This window comes from Micromonospora sp. WMMD812, assembly GCF_027497215.1.
GTDB lineage: Bacteria > Actinomycetota > Actinomycetes > Mycobacteriales > Micromonosporaceae > Micromonospora.
On sequence record NZ_CP114904.1, the window covers coordinates 1,264,670 to 1,285,858 of the forward strand.

General features: G+C 75.0%; 24 protein-coding genes. 12 read left to right on the forward strand and 12 right to left on the reverse strand.

Features of this window, described 5'->3' with window-relative positions; genetic code table 11:
• The first annotated feature begins 65 nt into the window (after positions 1 to 65).
• From O7603_RS05775 to O7603_RS05785, 3 genes are all read left to right on the forward strand, one after another.
• Positions 66 to 485, forward strand: a complete 420-nt coding sequence (locus O7603_RS05775; RefSeq protein WP_281574640.1) for a YbaB/EbfC family nucleoid-associated protein — start codon at positions 66 to 68, stop codon at positions 483 to 485.
• Entirely contained in the window at positions 482 to 1,225 is a 744-nt protein-coding gene (locus tag O7603_RS05780; RefSeq protein WP_281574641.1) for an SseB family protein, read from the forward strand. Before O7603_RS05775 ends, O7603_RS05780 begins: the two co-directional genes overlap by 4 nt.
• A gap of 270 nt (positions 1,226 to 1,495) precedes the next feature.
• Positions 1,496 to 1,687, forward strand: coding sequence for a DUF5703 family protein (locus tag O7603_RS05785; RefSeq protein ID WP_039906151.1), 192 nt, complete (start codon positions 1,496 to 1,498; stop codon positions 1,685 to 1,687).
• An 80-nt stretch (positions 1,688 to 1,767) separates the two neighbouring features.
• Here O7603_RS05785 and O7603_RS05790 read toward each other — a convergent pair whose 3' ends face one another.
• Together O7603_RS05790 and O7603_RS05795 are read right to left on the reverse strand one after the other, a co-directional pair.
• Positions 1,768 to 2,421: a hypothetical protein gene (locus O7603_RS05790; RefSeq protein WP_281574642.1), complete on the reverse strand. Its 654-nt coding sequence runs from the start codon at positions 2,419 to 2,421 to the stop codon at positions 1,768 to 1,770.
• A 32-nt stretch (positions 2,422 to 2,453) separates the two neighbouring features.
• Positions 2,454 to 3,782, reverse strand: a complete 1,329-nt coding sequence (locus tag O7603_RS05795) for a M20/M25/M40 family metallo-hydrolase (protein ID WP_281574643.1) — start codon at positions 3,780 to 3,782, stop codon at positions 2,454 to 2,456.
• 134 nt (positions 3,783 to 3,916) lie between these two features.
• Here O7603_RS05795 and O7603_RS05800 point away from each other — a divergent pair, with 134 nt between their 5' ends.
• From O7603_RS05800 to O7603_RS05810, 3 genes are all read left to right on the forward strand, one after another.
• Complete coding sequence (locus O7603_RS05800; RefSeq protein ID WP_281574644.1) at positions 3,917 to 4,516, forward strand: hemerythrin domain-containing protein; 600 nt, start codon at positions 3,917 to 3,919, stop codon at positions 4,514 to 4,516.
• 110 nt (positions 4,517 to 4,626) lie between these two features.
• Positions 4,627 to 5,634, forward strand: a complete 1,008-nt coding sequence (locus tag O7603_RS05805) for a LysR family transcriptional regulator (protein WP_281574645.1) — start codon at positions 4,627 to 4,629, stop codon at positions 5,632 to 5,634.
• A gap of 19 nt (positions 5,635 to 5,653) precedes the next feature.
• Positions 5,654 to 5,899, forward strand: a complete 246-nt coding sequence (locus O7603_RS05810) for a hypothetical protein (protein WP_281574646.1) — start codon at positions 5,654 to 5,656, stop codon at positions 5,897 to 5,899.
• Positions 5,900 to 6,011: 112 nt separating this feature from the next.
• Here O7603_RS05810 and O7603_RS05815 read toward each other — a convergent pair whose 3' ends face one another.
• The 3 genes from O7603_RS05815 to O7603_RS05825 are packed head-to-tail and all read right to left on the reverse strand — an operon-like array spanning position 6,012 to position 9,111.
• The gene (locus O7603_RS05815; RefSeq protein WP_281574647.1) at positions 6,012 to 6,362 is read right to left on the reverse strand and encodes a DUF3140 domain-containing protein; all 351 of its coding nucleotides are present in this window, start codon (positions 6,360 to 6,362) and stop codon (positions 6,012 to 6,014) included.
• The gene (locus O7603_RS05820) at positions 6,362 to 6,559 is read right to left on the reverse strand and encodes a hypothetical protein (RefSeq protein WP_281574648.1); all 198 of its coding nucleotides are present in this window, start codon (positions 6,557 to 6,559) and stop codon (positions 6,362 to 6,364) included. Before O7603_RS05820 ends, O7603_RS05815 begins: the two co-directional genes overlap by 1 nt.
• Complete coding sequence (locus O7603_RS05825; protein WP_281574649.1) at positions 6,556 to 9,111, reverse strand: ATP-dependent Clp protease ATP-binding subunit; 2,556 nt, start codon at positions 9,109 to 9,111, stop codon at positions 6,556 to 6,558. The genes O7603_RS05820 and O7603_RS05825 overlap by 4 nt, the downstream gene beginning before the upstream one ends.
• 176 nt (positions 9,112 to 9,287) lie before the next feature.
• Between O7603_RS05825 and O7603_RS05830 the strand changes: the two genes are divergently transcribed.
• The 5 genes from O7603_RS05830 to O7603_RS05850 all read left to right on the forward strand — a co-directional run bounded on the left by O7603_RS05830 (position 9,288) and on the right by O7603_RS05850 (position 14,618).
• Positions 9,288 to 9,695, forward strand: a complete 408-nt coding sequence (locus tag O7603_RS05830) for a hypothetical protein (RefSeq protein ID WP_281574650.1) — start codon at positions 9,288 to 9,290, stop codon at positions 9,693 to 9,695.
• A 151-nt stretch (positions 9,696 to 9,846) separates the two neighbouring features.
• The gene (locus tag O7603_RS05835; protein ID WP_091589290.1) at positions 9,847 to 10,107 is read left to right on the forward strand and encodes a hypothetical protein; all 261 of its coding nucleotides are present in this window, start codon (positions 9,847 to 9,849) and stop codon (positions 10,105 to 10,107) included.
• Positions 10,108 to 10,115: 8 nt separating this feature from the next.
• Positions 10,116 to 11,294, forward strand: a complete 1,179-nt coding sequence (locus tag O7603_RS05840; protein ID WP_281574651.1) for a hypothetical protein — start codon at positions 10,116 to 10,118, stop codon at positions 11,292 to 11,294.
• Complete coding sequence (locus tag O7603_RS05845) at positions 11,287 to 13,956, forward strand: FtsK/SpoIIIE domain-containing protein (RefSeq protein WP_281574652.1); 2,670 nt, start codon at positions 11,287 to 11,289, stop codon at positions 13,954 to 13,956. Before O7603_RS05840 ends, O7603_RS05845 begins: the two co-directional genes overlap by 8 nt.
• Positions 13,953 to 14,618: a hypothetical protein gene (locus tag O7603_RS05850; protein WP_281574653.1), complete on the forward strand. Its 666-nt coding sequence runs from the start codon at positions 13,953 to 13,955 to the stop codon at positions 14,616 to 14,618. Before O7603_RS05845 ends, O7603_RS05850 begins: the two co-directional genes overlap by 4 nt.
• 254 nt (positions 14,619 to 14,872) lie before the next feature.
• Here O7603_RS05850 and O7603_RS05855 read toward each other — a convergent pair whose 3' ends face one another.
• Positions 14,873 to 16,147 (reverse strand): cupin domain-containing protein, encoded by a 1,275-nt coding sequence (locus O7603_RS05855; RefSeq protein ID WP_281574654.1) that lies wholly within the window; start codon positions 16,145 to 16,147, stop codon positions 14,873 to 14,875.
• A 9-nt stretch (positions 16,148 to 16,156) separates the two neighbouring features.
• Complete coding sequence (locus O7603_RS05860; protein WP_281574655.1) at positions 16,157 to 16,447, reverse strand: hypothetical protein; 291 nt, start codon at positions 16,445 to 16,447, stop codon at positions 16,157 to 16,159.
• 197 nt (positions 16,448 to 16,644) lie between these two features.
• Between O7603_RS05860 and O7603_RS05865 the strand changes: the two genes are divergently transcribed.
• Entirely contained in the window at positions 16,645 to 17,406 is a 762-nt protein-coding gene (locus O7603_RS05865) for a DUF72 domain-containing protein (protein ID WP_281574656.1), read from the forward strand.
• Positions 17,407 to 17,443: 37 nt separating this feature from the next.
• Here O7603_RS05865 and O7603_RS05870 read toward each other — a convergent pair whose 3' ends face one another.
• The 5 genes from O7603_RS05870 to O7603_RS05890 form a co-directional block, all read right to left on the reverse strand.
• Positions 17,444 to 17,872 carry a DUF2267 domain-containing protein gene (locus tag O7603_RS05870; protein WP_281574657.1) on the reverse strand — a complete coding sequence of 143 codons (429 nt, stop codon included), beginning with the start codon at positions 17,870 to 17,872 and terminating at the stop codon, positions 17,444 to 17,446.
• 300 nt (positions 17,873 to 18,172) lie between these two features.
• The gene (locus O7603_RS05875; protein WP_281574658.1) at positions 18,173 to 19,045 is read right to left on the reverse strand and encodes a DUF72 domain-containing protein; all 873 of its coding nucleotides are present in this window, start codon (positions 19,043 to 19,045) and stop codon (positions 18,173 to 18,175) included.
• Between the two features lie 48 nt (positions 19,046 to 19,093).
• Positions 19,094 to 19,492 (reverse strand): TraR/DksA C4-type zinc finger protein, encoded by a 399-nt coding sequence (locus O7603_RS05880; protein WP_281574659.1) that lies wholly within the window; start codon positions 19,490 to 19,492, stop codon positions 19,094 to 19,096.
• 154 nt (positions 19,493 to 19,646) lie between these two features.
• On the reverse strand, positions 19,647 to 20,303 hold the full coding sequence (locus tag O7603_RS05885) for a uridine kinase (protein ID WP_281574660.1): 657 nt from the start codon (positions 20,301 to 20,303) through the stop codon (positions 19,647 to 19,649).
• 79 nt (positions 20,304 to 20,382) lie between these two features.
• Complete coding sequence (locus tag O7603_RS05890) at positions 20,383 to 20,988, reverse strand: winged helix-turn-helix domain-containing protein (RefSeq protein WP_281574661.1); 606 nt, start codon at positions 20,986 to 20,988, stop codon at positions 20,383 to 20,385.
• Between the last annotated feature and the right edge of the window lie 201 nt (positions 20,989 to 21,189).

The window sequence follows — 21,189 nt, forward strand, 5'->3', positions numbered from 1 at the left end:
CGACGATACGATTCCCCGGCCACCGGGCACCACCCCGGTACCACCGTCCACGGGGGAGGAATCTCATGACTGACCCGATGTCCGCGTTCGACGCGCTCGCCGGACGGATCGCCGACATCGAGCGCCGGTTCGCCGGCCTGCGCGACGACCTGGCCGAACTGTCCGCCACCGGGACCGACGAGAACGGGCTCGTGTCGGTGACCGTCGACGCCACCGGTGGGCTCACCGGCCTCACCTTCGCGCCGACCGCGCTGCGTGCCGGCACCGAAGGGCTGGCCGAGCTGGTGCTCGAGGCGTACCGGCGCGCCCGCACGGCCGCCACCGAACAGGTCGAGGAGCACACCGAGGGGCTGGACGCCAAGCTCGGCGCCGGGCTGAGCGACCTGTTCGGCACTCCGGGCGACTTCTCGGCGATGGGCCGCCTCGAGGAGACCATCAGCCGGCTCGGGCGGCTGGACGGCCGCCTGCCCGGCTCGCCCGCATGACCTCGCCGACGTGGCCGCAGATCGTCACGCGGCTACGGGACACCCTCACGGCCTGCGACCGCGACACCGACCTGGAGCTGGCCGCCGGGCCGCGCGCGATGCGGCTCCTGGTCCGTCGCGAGGTGGTGCGGGTGGTCTGCCCGGGCTACGACGAGGCGCGCCTGACCGCGCTCGGCTGGCAGCGTCCGACCGGCGAGGCCGGCTGGTGGTACGAGACGCCGCGCACCCCGGAGCGGCTGGACTGGCTCAGCATGTTCGTCGCCCGCACCGCGGCCGAGGTGCTGACCGGTGACCCCGGCGCGCTCTCCTGCCGGCCGGTGCCACCGGCCGCGGAGCCCGGCGGACCGGTGCCGGAGCCGCCGGTGGTGGAGCCGCCGGTGGTGGAGCTGCTCGCCGCGGCCGCCGACCGGCGGGACCTCCCCGGCTACCTCGGGGTGCTGGCCGGCGCGACGGTCTGCGTCCCCCTGGCGGGTGAGCCGGCGGAGGACGGCGACTTCCCGTGGACGGTGGTCGGCGACGCGGCCGGCGCGCCGCTGCTGCCGGTCTTCACCTCCCCCGGGGTCCTCGCCGCGTTCGCCGGGGAGGGCGTGCCGTTCGTCGCGCTGCCCTGCGCCGAGCTGTTCGAGGACTGGCCGGACGCGTCCTGGGGGCTGGCGGTGGACCCAGGCAGCGCCCGGGCGGTCGCCCTGTCGGCGCCGGCCCTGGCCGCGCTGATCGCGACCAACGTGCCAGCCGGGTAACGCCGGGCCGGTGGGCGGGCCGGTCCGCGGGCGACACGCGGCGGTTCCGCCGCCTCGGCCGGCCGGCTGCGCGGGGCGCGACGGCTCAGCCTTCTCGCTGGCCGCCGTACTGCAAGGCGCGGCGGTCCGCCGCGTCTACCGGCCGGCTGCGCGGGGCGCGGGTGGCGAATCCGCCGTGGCGCTCAGGGCGGCACGAACCACCCGCGGCAGCGGCGTCGATCACGCCGCAGGGGGTGGCGGACAGCCGCCGAGCTGGGCAGCATAGGGCCCATGGACTACGAATACGCGCCGCTGCGGTTGCCGCCGAATGTCGACCGGTTGACCGCCGCGGCGCAGCTGGCGATCCAGGCGGAGTTCTCCGGATGGGAGTTGGCCCGGGTGCGGCTGTTTCGGGACGGCACGCGGCAGGTGATGCTGCGCCGTCGGCGGGTCAACCAGCCGCAGCCGGGCCTGTCGTACTGAGCGGCCCGCCCGGCGTACGCCGGGCGCCGCGCCCGCGCCCCGAGGCCGTGCCGTGCCGGCCGGCCCCGGGGCGGCGCCGACTAGTGGGCGTGGTCGTGTTCCTCGTCGAGGTCGAGGAACGGGTGCTCGTCGAGCCGGCCGATCAGCCGGTCGTCCACGGCCGGCTGGAACGGCCCGACCGGGTCGTCGTCGTCGAACGACTCCAGGTCGACCGGGGTGCCGACCTCGCTGACCATGACCACCCCGTCGAGCGGCTCCAGCTCGGGGACGTCCAGCGCACCGAGTGAGCCGTCTCCGTTCTGCAGCAGCTCGAGCACCGCCTCGCCGACACCCTCCACCGGTGCCGGCTCGTCGTCCTCCGGGCTGCCCTCGCGCCGGGCGATCTCGGCGACCCGGATCAGCGCGGAGACGCTCGGCACGCGGTAGTCGCGCCGCTGGCGGACCGAGATGACCCGCGGGTGCGGGTCGCTGGCCTCGACGCCCTCCGGCCCGCCGAAGCGCTCGTCGGCCTCGTCCGGGTCGATCGAGTCCACGTCCCACGGGGTGACCTCGCCGAAGGCGTCCAGGAGTTGCTCGTCGTAGGCGTAGGACTCGTTGTTCAACGCGACGTACGCCTGCCAGACGTCGTCGTCGTCGATCCGGCCCTGCGCGGCTCGTACGGCGGCCAGGTGGCGGCGAGCCGCGTCGATCACCCGCTCGAGGGCGGCGTCCAGCTCACCGTGCTGGTCGGTCATGGGAGGTTGTCCCTTCACGATGGGGAGGTCTTCTAGCAGGCGCGGAGGAACCGGTCGAGAACCCGCACGCCGAACTGTAGTCCGTCGACCGGAACCCGCTCGTCGATGCCGTGGAACAACGCGGAGAAGTTCAGGTCGGCGGGCAGCCGCAGCGGCGCGAAACCGAAGCAGCGGATGCCGAGCTGCGAGAAGGCCTTCGCGTCGGTGCCCCCGGAGAGCATGTACGGCACCGGGCGGGCGCCCGGGTCCTCCGCGCGCAGCGCGGCGGACATCGCCTCGACCAGGTCACCGTCGAAGGTCGTCTCCAGCGCCGGCTGCCGCTGGATGTACTCAATCGCGATGTCCGGGCCGACCAGTTCGCGCAGCTGCTGCTCCAGCAGCTCGGACTGCCCGGGCAGGCTCCGGCAGTCGATGGTGGCGGTGGCCCGGCCGGGGATGACGTTGTCCTTGTAGCCGGCGGCCAGCCGGGTCGGGTTGGCGGTGTTGCGGACGGTCGCGCCGATGAGGTTCGCGATGGGCCCCAGCTTGGCGATCGCGGTCTCCGGGTCCTCCGGGTCGAGTTCCACGCCGAGCAGGTCGGAGACCTCCTGCAGGAAGGCCCGCACGGTCGGGGTGACCACCACCGGGAAACGGTGCCGGCCGACCCGGGCCACCGCCTCGGCCAGCGCGGTGACCGCGTTGTCGTCGTGCACCATCGAGCCGTGCCCCGGACGCCCCTTGGCGTGCAGGCGCAGCCAGTCCAGCCCCTTCTCGGCGGTCTCGATCAGGTAGAGGCGCTGGGAGTCGTTGACCGAGTAGGAGAAGCCACCCACCTCCCCGATCGCCTCGGTGCAGCCGTCGAGGAGGTCGCGGTGCCGCTGCACCAGGAAGTGCGCGCCGTAGTCGCTGCCCGCCTCCTCGTCGGCGGTGTAGGCGAGGACGATGTCGCGGGTCGGGCGCACCCCGGTGCGCTGCCAGTGCCGCACCACGGCGAGCACCATGGCGTCGAAGTCCTTCATGTCGATCGCGCCCCGGCCCCAGAGGTAGCCGTCGCGCAGCTCGCCGGAGAACGGGTGCACCGACCACTCGTCGGCGTCGGCCGGCACCACGTCGAGGTGCCCGTGCACCAGCAGCGCGCCCCGGCCGGGATCGGTGCCGGGGATCCGGGCGACCACGTTGGCCCGGCCCGGCGCGGACTCGTGGATCTCCGCGGTGACGCCCACCTCGGCGAGCTTCTCCGCCACGTACTCGGCCGCGCGGCGCTCCCCGGCGCTGGTGTCGTTGTCGCCGGTGTTGGTGGTGTCGATCCGCAGCAGGTCACGGCACAGGTCGACGACCTCGTCGGTGGGGTCGGGTCGGGCGGAGGTGGCGTCGCTCGTCATCGCTTCTTCATACCAGTCGCGCAGCCCGGCGACGTCACCCCGGGCGGGTCGCGGTTTCGGGGGGCGCCGCCGGGGGTACCGCCGCCCGCGACCGCACGTCCCGTGCCGCACCCCCGCCGACCGAGGAGGGCACCATGACCGTCCCCCTGCCGCCGTTGCCGCCCGCGCCAGACGAGGGCTACCGGCCCGGCGGGCGCAGCATCGCCGACATCGTCGAGCAGGAGCACCGCCAACTGCTGGAGCTGGTCGGGCAGCTCACCGGCCCGGAGGCGATCCCGGAGCAGGGGTTGCCGGTGCTGACCGCCGCGCTGTCCCGGCACCTCTCCGCCGAGGAGCAGTACCTGCTGCCGGCCGTTCGGGCGGCGCTGCCCGAGACGGCCGAGCGGGTCGACCACGAGATCGACGCGGACGCCGGTCTGCTGACCGCGTTGCGGGCGCTCGCCGAGGACGGACTGGGCGAGGTCGCCGAGCGGGTGCGCCGGCACGTCGAGGGGGTGGACACGCTGGTCGCGGCGCTGCGGGGGGTGGCCACGGAGGAGGAGCTGATCCGGCTCGGCAACCGGCTGGAGATCGCTGAGGAAGCTGCGCCGACCCGGCCGCACCCGGCCACCCCGGCCACCCCGCCCTGGAACCGGATCGTCGAGCCGGCGGTGGGCGTGGTGGACAAGGTGCGCGACGTGGTGACCGGTCGGCCCACCTACCTGGCGGACCTGCCGGAGCCGCCACGCGGCTGAGGTCGACGCGGAGCCCGCCGGGTGTCGGCTGGTCCACGGCGACGGTCATCCATCATCACCGATCCGTCCGGGCCCTTCCGCAGCCCGGGGTGTGGTCCTACCGTCACCCTATGAATCTGGAGCTGCGACACCTGCGGGTGGTGTGCGCGATCGCCGAGACGGGGAGCGTCACCAAGGCGGCCTCGACTCTCGGCCTGGCCCAGCCGGCCCTCACCGCCCAGCTCCAGCGCATCGAGCGGACGCTCGGCGGCCCGCTGTTCGAGCGGGACCGCCGGGGCGCCCGGCCGACCGCGCTCGGTGAGCTGGTGCTCGCCCGGGCGCGGGTGCTGCTGCCGGCGATGAAGGGCCTGCAGGACGAGGCCGCCCGGCTGGCCGGTGCCGGCGACGCGCCCCGGAGGTTCCGGTTCGGCGGCGTGAACAGTCCCATCCTCGGCCGGCTGGTGCACCGGCTCGCCGCCGAGCAGCCGCAGGCGCAGATCACCACGTACGCCTCCTGGTCAGTGGACGAGCTGGCGCAGCTGGTCGTCGGCGGCCGGCTGGACTTCGTGGTGACGGGTGTCTGCGGCGACTCGAGCCCGTCGGCCGAGTTCGGGCTCAGCTGGCGGGAGGTGGCGGTCGACCCGGTTCTGGTGCTGCTGCCGGAGACCCACCCGTTGGCCGGCCGCGAGGAGGTCCGCCTGGTCGACCTGCGCCACGAGCAGTGGGTGGCGGCGCCCGGCGACGGCTGCTTCGGCGACTGTTTCGCCGCCGCCTGCGCCCGCGCCGGCTTCACCCCTCGAAAGCTGTACGAGACCGACGTGCGCGGCTGCATGGACCTGGTGGACGCCGGCGAGGCGGTCGCCCTGTGCCAGGCCACCTTCCGTCCGGTGGCGGGGCTGGTCACCCGCCGGCTGGCCGGCGTGCCGCTGCGCTGGCGGTTGATGTTCGGCTGGCACCCCGACTCCCCCGCCGCCCGGGTGGCCGAGCTGGTGCTGGAGACGGCGAAGGCGGCGTACACCGACTCGCTGGCCCCGCACCCCAGCTACCTGGCCTGGCTGACCCGCAACCCGGCCTTCGGCGTCCGACGCTCTACGGAGGCCGGCCCGGTCGCCGGGGCCGGCGGGGTGCGAACCGCGTAGCGCCGGGTATCACGGGCCCATGACCGACCTGAATCCCGCCGCCGACGACCGCGAACTGCTGCGCCGGGCGGCCGCGGCACACACCGCCGCCACCCAGGACGTGGAGGCCTTCCTCCGCCGGCTGCCCGAGGTCCCCGGCGCGGCGGAGATCACCGAGTACGCCAGCCTCATGACCCGGGAGCAGCAGATGCGCGCCGACCGGGCGGCGGCCGCGGACGCCGCCGGCCTGACCATCGGCAGCCTGGAGTCCGACCAGGGCCAGTGACACCCACCAACTGTTGATCATGAAGTTGTTGTCACGACACGCCGAGGCGGGTGACAACAACTTCATGATCACCGCGGGCCGGCCCGGGCCACCCCGGGCCGGGCTGGGGTGGTCAGCGTTCGATGAGGATGTCGTGACCGAGGTCGAGCAGGGAGTGCCGCCACTCGTCGTCGGCGTTGCCGCGCGGCGGCCGGGCGTCCACCAGGGACTGGATCCGGTCGATCGCGTCCCGCATCACCTCGATGTCCTCCGGGGTGAGGTCGACCTTCCGCTTCGTCAGCACCTGGAGGATCTGCCGGCCCGGCTCGGGCAGGCCCAGGTCCGGGTCCGGACCGAACGCCTCCTCGCCGGAGCCCCGCGTCAGCAGCCACCGGCGCAGCTGTTCGGACGGGACGTTGACCTGGGCGTGGAAGTCATCCCAGAGCACCTCCACCTCGGGTTCGAGCCGCTGCTCTCGTACCATCAGCCCTCCTCTGCGGGTGGCGGCCCGGACGCCTCCGGGTCCCCCTCGTCCTTCTTCCGGCCTCGGCCCTCCGCCGGCATCCGCACCCGCGCCGGGTTCGCCGTCGGGCGGGCCTGGATAGGTTCGGCGCGCTCGCTGTCCTCCGACTCCGCCGGCTCGTGGGACTCCTCCGGCTCGGGCGTCTCGGGCCGGCTCATCGCGGATGCGAGGTCGCGGCGGCGGTGTAGCCGCGCTCGCCCGCGCCCACGTCGACGGTGAGCTCGCCGTCGCGCGCGTCGACCGTCACCCGCTGCCCGGGCGAGATCTGCGACTCCAGCAGCATCCGGGACAACCGGTTGTCCACCTCACGCTGGATCACCCGGCGCAGCGGACGGGCGCCGAACTCCGGCTGGTAGCCGTGCTCGGCCAGCCAGTCGATGCCCGCGGTGGTGAACTCCACCTCGATGTCCTGCGCGTGCAGCCGCCGCCGGGTCTCCTCCAGCAGCAGCTCGGTGATCTGCCGCAGCTGCTCGGCCTCCAGCCGGCGGAAGATGATCACCTCGTCGATGCGGTTGAGGAACTCCGGGCGGAAGTTCTCCTGGAGCCGGCGCATCAGCCGCTCCCGCAGCTCGTCGCTCTCCTGGACGCTGCCCGGCTCGCCCGCGCCGAAGCCGACCGCGCGCTGGGCCCCGGTGATCAGCTCCGAGCCGAGGTTGCTCGTCATGATCAGGACGGTGTTTTTGAAATTCACCGTCCGGCCCTGACTGTCCGTGAGCCGCCCGTCGTCGAGCACCTGGAGCAGGACGTTGAACACGTCCGGGTGGGCCTTCTCGATCTCGTCCAGCAGCACCACCGCGTACGGGCGGCGGCGCACCGCCTCGGTGAGCTGCCCGGCCTCCTCGTAGCCGACGTACCCCGGAGGGGCCCCGACCAGCCGGCTGACGGTGTGCCGCTCCTGGAACTCGCTCATGTCCACCCGGACCATCCGGTCCGCCTCGCCGAAAAGTGCCTCGGCGAGGGCCCGCGCCAGCTCGGTCTTGCCGACACCGGTGGGGCCCAGGAAGAGGAAACTGCCCATCGGCCGGTCCGGGTCGGCCAGGCCGGTCCGGGAGCGCCGGACCGCCTCGGCGACGGCGGAGACGGCGTCGTCCTGCCCGACCACCCGCTCGTGCAGGTACCCCTCCAGCCGCAGCAGCCGGTCGCGTTCCTCCTCGGTGAGCTGGGAGATCGGGATGCCGGTGGCCCGCGAGACCACCTCCGCGATCTCCTCCGGCCCAACCTCGGGCACCTGCGAGCCGTTGCCGTCCTCGCCGTGCGCCCGGCGGATCTGCTCCTCCAGCTCCGCGATCCGGTCGCGGAGGGAGGAGGCGCGCTCGTACTTCTCGTCGGCGACCGCCTGTTCCTTGTCCCGGCGTACCTCGTCGAGCTGGCGTTCCAGGTCGCGCACGTCGGCGGCCGGGGTCCGGGTACGCAGCCGGACCCGGGCGCCGGCCTGGTCGATCAGGTCGATCGCCTTGTCCGGCAGGAACCGGTCGGTGACGTACCGGTCGGACAACTCGGCCGCGGCGACCAGCGCCTCGTCGGTGAACCGCACCTGGTGGTGCGCCTCGTACCGGTCGCGCAGGCCGCGCAGGATGGCCACGGTGTCGTCGACCGTGGGCTCGGGCACCAGCACCGGCTGGAACCGGCGGGCCAGCGCGGCGTCCTTCTCGATGCTCTTGCGGTACTCGTCCAACGTGGTCGCGCCGATCACCCGCAGCTCACCCCGGGCCAAGGCCGGCTTGAGCATGTTGCTGGCGTCCATGCCGCCCTCGCTGCCGGCGCCGCCCGCGCCCACCAGGGTGTGGATCTCGTCCAGGAAGATGATCAGCTCGTCCCGGTGCGCCCGGATCTCGTCGATCACCTTCTTCAGCCGTTCCTCGAAGTCGCCGCGGTAGCGGGTGCCGGCCACCAGGCCGGCCAGGTCAAGCTGGACGACCCGCTTGCCGAGCAGGGTCTGCGGCACGTCGCCGTCGCAGATCCGCTCGGCCAGTCCCTCGACGATGGCGGTCTTACCGACGCCGGCCTCGCCGATCAGCACCGGGTTGTTCTTGGTCCGGCGGGAGAGGATCTCGACCGCCTGCTCGATCTCGTCGGCCCGACCGATCACCGGGTCGATCTGGTCGTTGCGGGCCAGGTCGGTCAGGTCCTGGCCGTACTGGTCGAGGGTGGGGGTGCCGCGGTCGGGCCGGGGGCCGGCCATCGGCCCGCGCTCGGCGTTGGCCGCCTGCAACGACTCCGGCTGAATCCGCCCCGCGGCGAGCATCCGGCCGGCCGGCGACTCCGGGTTCAGCGGCAGCGCCATCAGGATGTGCTCCGGGCCGATGTAGTTCGCGCCCATCGCCCGGGAGAGCTGGTGGGCGTCGAGCAGGGCGCGCTTCGCCGCCGGCGTGAGCGACAGGTTCGGTGGCACCTCGCCGCCCGGCGCGCCGTCCCCGCGTCCGCCCAGCGCGTTGAGCAGGGTGTCCGGGTCGGCGCCGGCGCGGCGCACCAGGTCGCGCAGCGGCTCGCGTTGCAGCGCCGCCCAGAGCAGGTGGTCGGTGTCCAGGTCGTTGCTGCGCTTCTGCGCCGCGCGCCGGGCCGCGTCGGCGAGCATCTCCCGCGCGTCGGCGGTCATCAGCCGCGTGATGTCGACCCGGTGCGCCGGCCGGCGCCCACCCTCACCCCGGCCGAAGTACCGGGCCAGGAACTCGTCCCAGGGGTCGGTGCCGAAGTCGCCGGGTCCCATCATGTCTGTCCTCCGCAGTCGCGCGCGGCACGGTCGGCAGGGGCTACCCGGCGGTCGGCGCGACAAACGCCACGGGCGGCACGGCACCGGTGCGGATCCGGCACCCCGGGCGTTCGGGCCGACCCGCCGGGACCGCGCGCCACCCGGCGGTCCGACGGCGGCGGTGGCAGGCTGAGGCCATGGACGAAGCCCCGCTGCTGATCGTGGACGCCGCCAACGTGGTCGGGTCCCGTCCGGACGGGTGGTGGCGGGACCGGGCCGGCGCCACCGCCCGGCTGCGCGACTCGCTGACCCGGGTGGCGCCCGTCGGGCTGCCGCAGCTGCCGCCGCCGGTCGAGGTGGTGCTGGTGGTGGAGGGCGCCGCGCGGGACGTGCCGGCGGTGCCGGGCGTCGGGGTGATCGCCGCCCGCGGCTCGGGCGACGACGCCATCGTCGACCTCGTCGAGGCCACCCCGCAGCGCCGCCGGGTGGTCGTGACCGCCGATCGTGAGCTGCGGGAACGCGTCACCGAGCGGGGCGCGGAGGTGTACGGGCCGCGCTGGCTGCGCGAGGGCGTGCCGGGCCCGGACCGGGCCGGCCGGGGTTGACGCAGGTCCCGCCGGCGGTCCCGGCAATCGGACTCCCGGCGCTTCGTGGTGACAAGCGGTCAGCGGGGCAGGAACACTGACAGGGCGGATGTTCCCCCGCCGTCCGAATAGGCTCTAATGAAGGCCTCCCCGCCCCCAGGAGGTATCCCCCGTGGCGAGCGTCGCCGAGCTCAAGGCAGCCATCGACGTTGCACTGCAACAGATCGGCGACGGCCAGAGCGCCGTCCAGGCCGCCGGTGAGAAGTTGGCCGAGGCGCAGCAGACCCTCGCCGGCGCGCTGGAGGGCAGCGGGCACGAGACGGTCGAGGCGGCTCAGGCGTCGCTGACCCAGGCCAGCCAGGAGCTGGAGGAGTGCCTCGCCGCGACCCTCGTCGCGGTCGAGCAGGCGCAGCTCTACGTCTCGGCCCTCTGAGGCTCGCCGTGTCGATCGTCGAGGATGTCGGCGCGCAGGTCCGCGCCGCCGCCGAGGAGCTGCCGCTCGGCCTGCTCGGGCAGGCGCTGGAGAAGTTCGGGCTGGCCAGTGAGCGGCTGCGGTGGGTGCGGCAGGAGTCGGCTAACCCGATGGGGGTGCCGGAGCTCTCCGCCGCCACCGAGCACGCCGAGACCGCCGGGTACGCGCTGCGCCTGGCCCAGGAGCAGCTCTCGGCGTACCTGGCCACGATCGGGCTGGGCGGTGGGGACGGGCCGCCGCCGGCGCGGCCGGAGTCGCGCGAGCCCGGCCATGACGCGCCCCGGGCGGCGGCCCCGGTCGCCGTGCCCGCCGAACCGGCCGAGCAGGTCCGGCTGCGCCGGTGGTGGTCGGTGCGCGTGGCCGAGCTGACCGCCGGGCCCGAGGGCGCCGACGAGCCGGACGAACGGATCGGCGACTCCGCGGAGCTGCTGCGCCGGGTGGTGCGCGGGGTAGGTGCCGGAGACCGGGACCGACTCCGCACCGAGCTGCGCCGGGCGCACGCCGATGTCGGGCTGGGGCTGGCCGCGATCGCCCCACCGTTGCTGCGCGGCCTGGCCGGGGAGCTGCTCGGGCACCCGCCCCGGGCCGAGGACCTGGGCCGGCTGCGCGGCGAGCTGGACGGCCGGGTGCGGGCCCTGCTCCCGGGGCTGCCGGCGCCGGTGCTGGAGACGCTGCTGACCCGGGTGTGCCGGATGCCCCCACCGCGGCGCTCCGGGGAGCCGCCGCACGCCGCGGATGCCGCGGTGACCGCCGGTGTCCTCACCGGGGTGCTGCTGGCCCGCCTCGGCCGGGACCTGCCCGCCGACGCCGGCCGGGCGGCCTCCGGCGGCGGCGCGGGGACGGCCACGGGCTACGGCGGACGGGCAGCCACCGGAGACGCCGGCCGGGCGGGCCGCGATGCCGACCGGGCGCGGGCGTCCGGGCCGGACCGGACGGGCGGCGGCGAGCAGCCCCCGGCGACCGGCCCGACGGGCTCCGGGACGGGCCGGACACCGCCGCGGTGGTCGGGCCTCGCCTCCGCCCGGCAGGCCGCGGCCGCCGTCGGGACGGACGTCCGAACGCTGTCGGGCAGCCCGGTCGCCGGTCGGGTGCCGCCACGGCCGGGCCCGTGGCACGACGCCCCGCGGCGCCGGGACTCCCATGGCTGACCGGCGCACCCAGCTGGTCACCCGGGTCCGGGACACGCTCGCCGAGGCGCTCGGCGCCGCCCGGACGCGGTCCTCGGCCGCCCAGGCCGACCTGACCGCCGGACGGGAGCGGCTCGCCCGGGTACGCCGCGCCGCGGCGGCCGTGCCGGATCGGGTCGGCGCGGAGCGGGACCGCCGGCTGGCCGAGATCGACGCGCGGCACGCCGCCCGGATCGCCGAGCTGGCTCGCCGGGCCACCGACGCCGCCCGCCGGGAGGCGCCCGGCGCCGCCGCCGACGAGTGGCCGGGGTGGCGGCCCACCCCCGCCGACCGGGGCGAACCGGCGGGCGCGCTGCGGATCGGCACCGTCCGCATCCCGGGCGCCGAGCCGGTGCCGGCGCTGGTGCCACTGCTCGACGCCGGGCACGTCCACCTCGCCGGAGACGACCGGGAGGGCTGCGACGCGGTGGTGTCCGCGCTGCTGCTGCGGGCGGTCGGCCGGGCCGGCCCCGGCGCCGTGCGGTTGGTCGGGTACGACCCGGAGCACCTCGGCAGCGGCCTGGCCGGCTTCGCGCCGCTCGGCACGGCCGGGCTGCTGACGTTCGTCGGCCCGGGCGGGCTGGGCCGGCTCCTCGACGACCTGGTGGAGCAGATCCGCCGGATCAACGAGACCGTGCTCGCCGGCGAGCACGGCTCGCTGCGCGAGCTGGCCGCGGCGACCGGCCGACGCCCGGAACCGTGGCGGGTGGCGGTGCTGCTCGGCGGTGACGAGCTGTCGCGGCACGAGCGCGGCCAACTCGACCGGGTGGTGCGCACCGGCGCGGCCTGCGGGGTGCACCTGGTGGTCCGCGGTGTGCCGCTGCCCGACGACCCCACGGTCACCCGGGTGGTCGCCGAGCCGGACGGCGCCCGCGTCGGCGGACCGCCCGGCCTGCCGGTACGCCTCGACCCGCCGCCGCCCGCGACGCTGGTCACCGAGACCTGCCGGGACGTGGCCGCCCGGGTCAACGCCGGCCCACCACCCACCCCGTTCACCGACCTGCTGCCGCCGCCCGAGCAGATGTGGCAGGAGGACTCCGCCATCGGGCTCACCGCGCCGATCGGCGAGGGACCGCACGGCCGGCCGGTGCGGCTGACGCTGGGCGACTACCCGCCGCACGCGCTGATCGGCGGACCGTCCGGCACCGGCAAGACCAACCTGATCTTCGCGTGGATCGGCGCGCTGGCCGCCCGGTACTCCCCCGCCGAACTGGAGTTCTACCTGCTGGACTTCAAGGAGGGGGTGTCGTTCGCCCGGTTCGCGCAGGGCCGGCGCGACCCGAGCTGGCTGCCGCACATGCGGCTGGTGGGCATCAACGTCAACACCGATCGGGAGTTCGGCCTGGCGCTGCTGCGGTTCCTCGCCGAGGAGCTGCGCCGGCGCGCCGACGCGGCCAAGAAGCACGAGGTCACCAAGCTCGCCGAGCTGCGGGCGGTGGACCCGACCGGGCGGTGGCCGCGGATCGTCGCGGTGGTCGACGAGTTCCAGATGCTGCTCGCCGGCCGGGACGTGGTCGCCCGGGAGGCGGCCGATCTGTTGGAGGACCTGGCCCGCCGGGGGCGTTCGCAGGGCATCCACCTGGTGCTCGCCTCGCAGGACGTCCGCGGCATCGAGGCGTTGTGGGGGCGCCCGGCCCTGGTCGCCCAGTTCACGCTCCGCATCGCGCTGCCCAAGGCGCTGCGCATCCTGGCCGAGCGCAACGACGCGGCCCAGTCGCTGCCCCGCTGGCACGCCGTGATCAACGCCGAATCGGGGCTGCCGGAGGGCAACGAGGTCGCGCGGATCCCGTCGGCCAGCGACTGGGAGACGTGGAGCGGCCTGCAGCACCGGCTGTGGCGGATGCGCCCGCAGGACGCCGCACCCGCCCGGCTCTTCGACGGCGACGCCATCCCGCGGCTGGCCGATGCCCCGGACTTCCGTGCGCTCGTCGCCGACGCCGCGACGCCACGCGGGCCGGTCGCGCTGCTCGGCGAGATCATCGACGTGCAGGCGCGCTCGGCCGTCCTGCGCCTGCCCCGGGCTCCGGGGCGGAACCTGGCGGTCCTCGGCACCCGGGTCGACGAGGCGTGCGCGGTGCTGGACGCCGCGGCCCGCTCGTTGGCCCGCCAGCACCGCCCGGGAAGCGCACGGTTCTCCATCGCCTGCCTCGACCCGGACGCCGATCCGGTCGCCCGCTCCCTCTACGAGGACCTCGCCGACAACGCGGCCTGGTACGACGAGGAGACCGTGCCGGAGCTGATGGCGGAGACCGCGGAAGGTCTCGCGGCCGGGAGCGATCCGCACTACCTGCTGCTGTTCGCGGTGGACGCGGCGGCCGGATCGCTGGCCGCCCCGGCCGGGCGGCGTACCGGGCTGGAGCAGTTGCGGCGGATCCTGCACGACGGGCCGGAGCGGCGTACGCACGTGCTGGCCTGGTGGCGGGGCGTGGCCCGGATGCGCGCCGACCTGGGCGGGCCGGCCGCGCGCACCGACCAGATCGGCGCGTGGGTGGCGCTGGACACACACGGCGGCGAGCTGGGTTCCTCGCTCTACCCCGGCACCGGCGGCCCGGACTGGTACCCGAGGCCGTGGCGGGGGCTCTTCTTCGACCGGGCGGTGCACCGCACCGGACAGGTGATCATCCCCTATGGACCGTCCCGATGAACGAACCGGTGACCAGTGAGACGTACGCGGCCCAGGTGCGCCGGCTGGCCGACCTGACCGCCCGGGTACACGCCCAGCGCGAGGAGGCACGCACCTGGTACGAGCGGCAGTGCGCCGCGGCGGACCGGGCGGTGGCCGAGGCCGACGAGCAGGTCCGGCACGCCGAGCAGGAGCTGGCCGATGCCCGTGAGCTGCAGGAGCGGGTGGACGCGGAGGCGGCCCACCTGTGGCAGCAGTTGCGCGGGCGGCTCGGCGTCGGCGGACGACGGCTGACCGGCCCGCCCGCGCCGGCGGCGGGCGCCGAAGGCGATCCGGTGCTGCTGCTGCACCGGGTGCGGGAGCTGCTGGACCGGACCCGGCAGCCGGGTGAGCTGCCCGGGTCGGTCAACCCGATGCTCGTGCTCTGCGGGGCGGCCGGCGCCGTGCTGGCGTACGGCCTGGGGATGGGCGCCCGGGCGGCCGGGGTCGGGTACGGCGGCGACCTGGCGGTCGGGATGCCGGTGCTGGCGCTGGTGGTGACGCTGCTCGGCCCGCTGGTCGGCCTGGTGCCGGCGAAGGTGCTGGCCGACCGGCGGCACGCCGTGCTCGGCCCGCGCCCGATCACCGTGGTGCTGGTCGCCGGAGTGCTCACCACGGCGTTGCTCCTGGTGCTCGGCCGCTGAGCCGGCGGCGGCGACGGGCTGGGCTTGGCGCGCCGGGTCTTGGCACGCCGGGCCGCCGCGGCGGCCCATGCTCTCGCGCGTTATGACTGAGCGTCATAAATATGACGCTCAGTCATAACGCGCGTTGACGTATCCGGCGGGCCCGGCAAGACCGTCGTCCGCGTGAAGCGCGGCGGGCGACGGCCGCCCGGCGTTCGCGTGGCACCCGGCGAGCGATCGCCGCGCCCCGCACGGCCAGCGCCCGAGCACGGCGCTCAGGCCGGAACCACCACCGCCTCGCGGAGCAGGCGGCGGGCCAGGACGAGCCGGTCGGCGTCGTCGGGCAGGCCGGGCAGGTCGCCGACCCGGGTGACCGGCCCGGTGAGCAGCGCGTCCACCGCGGGCCCGCACTGCGCGGGCAGCGCGATCGTACGATCGAACAGGCGCAGGCCGACCCGGTCGGCGTCCTGCGCGACGAGCTGCCAGCGCAATCCGGCGCGCGGGCTGAGCCGGGCGTCGGCGTCGAGGGCGGCGAGCGCGGCGGCCTGGGCGAGCGGCCGGATCGGTGCCGGCCGAGCCGCCGGCCACGCGCGCTGCCGCAACCGGCCCGCCACCGCGACCGGGTCGGCCCGCAGCAGCCAGTCCCGCAGCGCCTCGACGGTCTCGGTGAGCTCCGGTTCGACGGCGTCGGGGTCGGCCACGTCGATGCCGAACGGCAGGCTCGCCCGCAGCCGGCGGTCCTCCGCCGCGAGCGCCAGCAGCTCCTCGACGAGCGCGTAGCGGGTCAGCGCGCGGATGCCCACCGTCAGATGCAGCGAGCTGGTCTCCTGCGCCTGCGCGCTGTGCAGCCATCCGCGGGGCAGGTAGAGGGCGTCGCCCGGGGCGAGGACCACGTCCAGCGCGGCCGGTCCCTGTGCGGTGGCGCCGACCTCGTCGGCCCGGCCGCCCCACGGCTGCCGCTCCAGGGGGTCGGGCAGCACCGGCGGGTGGATGCGCCAGTGCTTGCGGCCGTCCACCTGGAGCACGAAGACGTCGTGGGTGTCGTAGTGGGTGGCGAAGCCCTGGTTTCCCGGCGGGGTCAGGTAGGCGTTGACCTGCAGCGGCTGGCCAAGCGCGAGACCGAGGTCGCGGGCGAAGTCGATCAGCGCCGGCCAGGTGCGGTGCAGGCCCTGGAGCACCAGCGTCGCGCCACCGGCGTACTGCTCCAGCACCCGCTCGTCGAGCACCTGGTCGCCGATCTCCGCACCGGCCCCGCCGCCGCCGGTCCAGCGTGCGGACGGGACCAGGTCGCCGTCCTTGGCGATCCGCAGGAACGGGGTGCGCAGGCCGCGCCGGCTGAGCAGCTCGTCGGCGTCCGCCGGGCTGAACAGGTCGGTGAAGCCGGCCGCGTTGGGCAGCTCGTCGGCGCGGGACAGCAGCGGTGTCTGGCCCCAGTGCGCGGCCGCGAACTTCGCCGGCTCGACGGACACGCAGCGGGCCAGCGCCTCGGCCGCGCTGACGGACGAGACCGCCGGGCGGCCGTGGCCGCCCGGCGGGTCGATGTGCGTCACGACGGGCCGTTACCGGGCGCTGCCGTCGGCGCCGCCGTCCTGCTTGCCCGGGGTCGCGCCGCCGTCGGCCGGGCCCTCGGCGCCACCGTCGGCGCCGCCGTCCTGCTTACCCGGGGTCGCGCCGCCGTCGGCCGGGCCCTCCGCGCCCTGGTCGGCGCCGCGATCGAAGCCGCGCTCGGCGCCCTGGTCGGCGCCACCGTCCGCGCCACCGTCGCGCTGGCCGGGGGTCGCGCCGCCGTCGGCCGGACCTTCGGCGCCGGCGGCGCCGCTGGTGGTCATGTCGTCGTCGTTGAGTGCCATCGGTGCTCCCTAGTGCCGCCCCCGCCGTACGCCGGGGTCCGTCGTCCAGCGGTTGGTACCCCACGCGATCTTCTCTAACCCACCGTAGACGGCCGGAACGGTCGACACGGGCGCTTCGCCGGACCGCCTCCGGACCGGCTCGGCCCCGGCGCCGCGGCGTCCGGCACGGGATGCGGCGGGGGTCGCGCGGTGCCACGATGAAGCGGATGATCCTGGTGGGCACCTCCGGCTGGCAGTACCGCGACTGGCGGGAGCGGTTCTATCCGGCGGGGCTGCCGCAGCGGCTCTGGCTGGAGCACTTCGCCGAGCGGTTCGCCACGGTGGAGGTCAACAACGCGTTCTACCGGCTGCCGGAGCGGGACACCTTCGCCGCCTGGCGGGCGCGGACCCCGGACGACTTCTGTGTGGCGGTGAAGATGAGCCGCTATCTGACCCACGTCAAGCGGCTGCGGGAGCCGGCCGAACCCGTGGCCCGGTTCCTCGACCGGGCCACCGCGCTCGGCGACCGGCTCGGCCCGGTGCTGCTGCAGCTGCCGCCTAACCTGCCCGCCGACGTACCGGCGCTGGACGCCACGCTGCGCCTGTTCCCCGCCGACGTCCGGGTGGCGGTGGAGCCGCGCCACCCGTCCTGGTGGACCGCGGCCACCCGGACGGCGCTGGAGCGGCGGCGGGCGGCGCTGGTCTGGGCGGACCGGCGTGGCCGGCCGGTCGCCCCGCTGTGGCGGACCACCGACTTCGGTTACCTGCGGCTGCACGAGGGGCGGGCCCGACCGCACCCGCGCTACGGGCGGGCGGCGCTCGCCTCCTGGGTGCGCCGCGTCGCCGACACGTTCGGCGACGTGCCGGCGTACGTCTACTTCAACAACGACCCGGGCGGCGCGGCCGTCGTGGACGCGACCGTCTTCGCCGACCTGGCCCGCCACGTCGGGCACCCGGTGGGCCGGGTGCCCGTGGCGTGATCCTCGGCCCGCCCCGGGTCCGGGGCGGGCCGGGGCGTCACGGCATCATCTTGGCCAGGCTCCGCGGCATGGTGTCCTTGACCTCCTGCCACTCGCCCTGGGTGACGTGCTGGCGCAGGGTGTCCAGCACCACCTGCACCACCCGCTCGGTGCCGCCCTCCACGTCGTACGGGAAGCCCTGCCGGACCTCGTAGAGGAAGTCGTCACGGTTCAGCTTGACCGGCACGTCCGACGGCTTCCACCCGTCGAAGTAGATGCCGCGCACCAGGATCGGCAGTTGCTGGGCGAACTCGACGCTCTCCTGCACCGGCATCCGGTCCCGCAGCAGGTGCAGCACGGTCCGCAACGCGGCGTAGGACTGGTTGCGCTGCTCCTTCGGCCAGCCGTAGGCGTTCTCGATGTCCTTCAGGATCAGGTTCGTCTTGTCCAGCGAGGACTCGAACGCCGATATCAACTGCTCAGCCATCTTCCCACCCCCGTTCCTCGGTTTCCCAGCGTCGGTCGTCGTTGCGTCGCGGCGGCCCCGCCGGGCCGGGCCGCGCCCGCACCGGACTCCGCCGGCCGGCCCGCAGGCCCTGCCGGGGGTCGCCGGACGCGCCGACCACGTGCAGGACGGCACCCCGCCGGGGATCCGCCACCACCCGAGCCGTCATTCCCGGTCACCTCCTCGTGGTGCGCCGGTCGGGTCCGCGACGCCGACCGCACGCACCTTCCACGCTGCCGCCGCGGCGGGTGACCCGGCCTCACCCCGGCAGGATGAGCTGGCTCAGTCGGTGCCGAGCAGCCCGGCGAGGGTGGCGGCGTTGGTCTGTGCGTAGTCGCGGTAGCAGTTGTTCATGAGCACGTGTGTCCGCTCGGTGGAGTCGGCCAGCTCGCGCAGTCGGGGCGCCCAGTCCCGCAGCTCACGGTCGGCGTAGCGGTAGCCGAACTTCTCGTGGATGTCGGTGCTGGTCCACTTGTCGCTGTGCCCGTGGAAACGCACCACCGCGAGGTCCGCGGTGGCGGCCAGCACCGGCGGCACCGACGAGCGGTGCCCCTGCGGCATGTCCACGCAGACGTACGGCAGCCGGTGCTTGCGCAGGAACGCCAGCGTCTCGTCGCGGTTGGCCCCGTCGAACCAGGAGGCGTGCCGGAACTCGTAGACCGGGCGCAGCGGGTCGCAGCGCTTCGCCACCTCGAGCAGGTACTGCTTGTTCTCCCGCTTGATGGTGAACCAGGGCGGGAACTGGAACAGCAGGGCGCCGAGCTTGCCCGCCTCGACCAGCGGGTCTAGGGCGGAGAGGAAGCGCGTCCACACCTCCTCGTATGCCTGGGCGGGCAGGGCGTCCGGGTAGATGTTGCGCTTGTCCGTCTCCGGGCGCAGGTCCTTGTAGAGGGCGCTGACCTTGGTCGGGTGACCGGTCAGCAGGCTGAACGCCTTGATGTTGAAGGTGAAGCCGGCGGGCGTGCGCTCGGCCCACAGCTTCGCGGTCCGCTCGGCCGGTGGCGAGTAGTAGGTGGCGTCCACCTCGACCAGTGGGAACTGGCGGGCGTAGTACGCGAGCCGCTTCTCCGGCGTGTCGGCCGTCTGCGGGTACCAGCCGGAGTCCAACAGGGTCCGGTCGGTCCAGGAGGCGGTGCCCACCTTGATGTCACCCATGGGTGGAGTCCACCGCGCTCCGGGCCGACCGGCAACCGCTGGCGTTGGTCAGGCCGCCCGACGCTCCCGGGTCTGCTTGCACGACACGCAGGTCGTGGCGGAGGGGAAGATTTCCAGCCGTTCCACCGGGATCGGCGCCGAGCAGCCCTCGCAGAAGCCGTACGTGCCCTCCTCCAGCCGGCCCAGCGCGTGCTCGTACTGGGCGCGACGGTCGAGGATGGTGCGCAGGAGGGACTGCGCGGTGTCCCGCTCCGCGGTCTTCGTGCCGCTGTCGGCCTGGTCGTCGCCGGCGGTGTCGCCCACCTCCACCAGCCGCAACACCTGGCTCTGCAGCACCGCCTGCTCGTACTCCGCGGACAGCTCGTCGTAGCGCGCCTGGAGGGACTGCCGGATCTGGTCGATCTCCGCCTGGGAACGGGCCGTTCCGACCGTGTCGTGGACGAGCATCGCTGCCTGCCTTTCCTGGCGTCTGGTCAACCGGGGAGCCCGGTGCACCTGGCCCCGGTCACGGTCGCGTCCGGTGCACGGGCGGTCACCCGTGCTCTGTGAGCCGGGCGATTACCCGCGGTGGGAGTCGACCAAACCGCCGATTTCGCCGGTCTCAGCCGGCCTCCCACGACTCCACGATTGCGGGGTGGCGGGGGTCGTCGACCCGGACCACGACGTCGGCGAAGGAGGCCGGCACGACCTCCTCGGCGTACCGGTCGAACGCTGGCAGCGTCCAGCGCTGTTCGGGGTCGGTGCGGCGGCGCAGCGCGGCCGGCGAGAGCGCCAGGTGGACGGTCACGTCGAAGGGCAGCCCGCCGCCGAGCAGCAGCGACCCGCTGACCAGCACCACCCCGCCGGGCGGCAGCGGGACGTACCCGGCCCGGCTGGCCCGGTCCGCCGCGGCATCCCAGAGCGAGGGCAGCAGCTCCCCGGAGCCGCCCGGGCCGGCCGGGTCGAGGACTTCGCGGCGAAGCCCGGCCTCGTCCATCCACCCCTCGTAGTACGCGTCCGGGTTGGTGCGGCCGTGCTCCAGCCGGAGCGACGCGGGGCGCAGGAAGTCCGCGGCGAGCACGTGCAGCACCGGATGCCCACGGGCGCGCAGCGGGTCGACCAGCGCGGCCGCCAGGTCCTCGGGACGGGCGGCGGCGGGACCGTCCACGCCGACCCGCAGCCGGCCCGCGTCGGCCGTCGCGACCCGGTCGGCCTGCTCGGCCAGCCGGTCGGTCAGCTCGGTGACGAGCAGCTCGGGCGAGATGGGACGGACGCGCACCCGACCATCCTGCCGTCCGGGTGGAAGGCCGTGGTCGACGGGGCGCGGGTGGGCGGTGCGAGCCGGGTGGGCGGAGCGGTCAGCCGTTGCGTTCGACGGTGACCCGGGCGTCGTCGGCGAGCCGGTAGCCGACGCCGTAGACCGTGGTGACAAGGGGGACGTCGACGCCGACCTTGCCGCGCAGCCGACGCACGTGCACGTCGACGGTGCGTACGCCGGCGTGCTCGTAGCCCCAGACCGCGTTGAGCAGTTGGAGACGGGTGAACACCCGCCGGGGATGCGCGACCAGGTGCAGCAGCAGGTCGAACTCGAGCCGGGTCAGCGGCAGCGGCTCGCCGTCGCGCAGCACGGAGCGGGACGAGGCGAGGATGTGCAGGGCCGGCATCGTCGGGGCGAGCGGCCGGGGCGGCACCCGGTTGGCCGGCAGCGGCTCCGGCCGCCGCTCCAGGGGGACGTTGCTGGAGATCACGCACTCGCCGCGCTCGAGCATCTCCCGGGCGGCCTCGAGCAACCGGCGGGCCGGCGGGGTCAGCGACTCCTCGGCGGCGAGCGGGATGGAGAGCGTCACGGTGAGCACGGGCGCGGCCGTGTTCGCCGGCCGGCGCTGGCCGCCCGGGGGACGACCGGGGACCGCGGGTTGGGACGTATGCCATCCGGCGCGCGACGAGGCGGGGCTGACCGACATGGTCCTCCTTGGCTGGTCCGGGTATCTCCCCACGGCCCGGGACGCCGCTTCATCGATGCTTCCCGGCGCCCGTGCGAGGGTCAAGGGGCGGCTGCGTTGCATGAATGTGACAATTGACGAACACATCGGAGCCGGATGCTCGCTCTGCGTACGAGGCCTGATGATTACAGCAGAGCCGTCGAGATGACCCGATACGGGGGG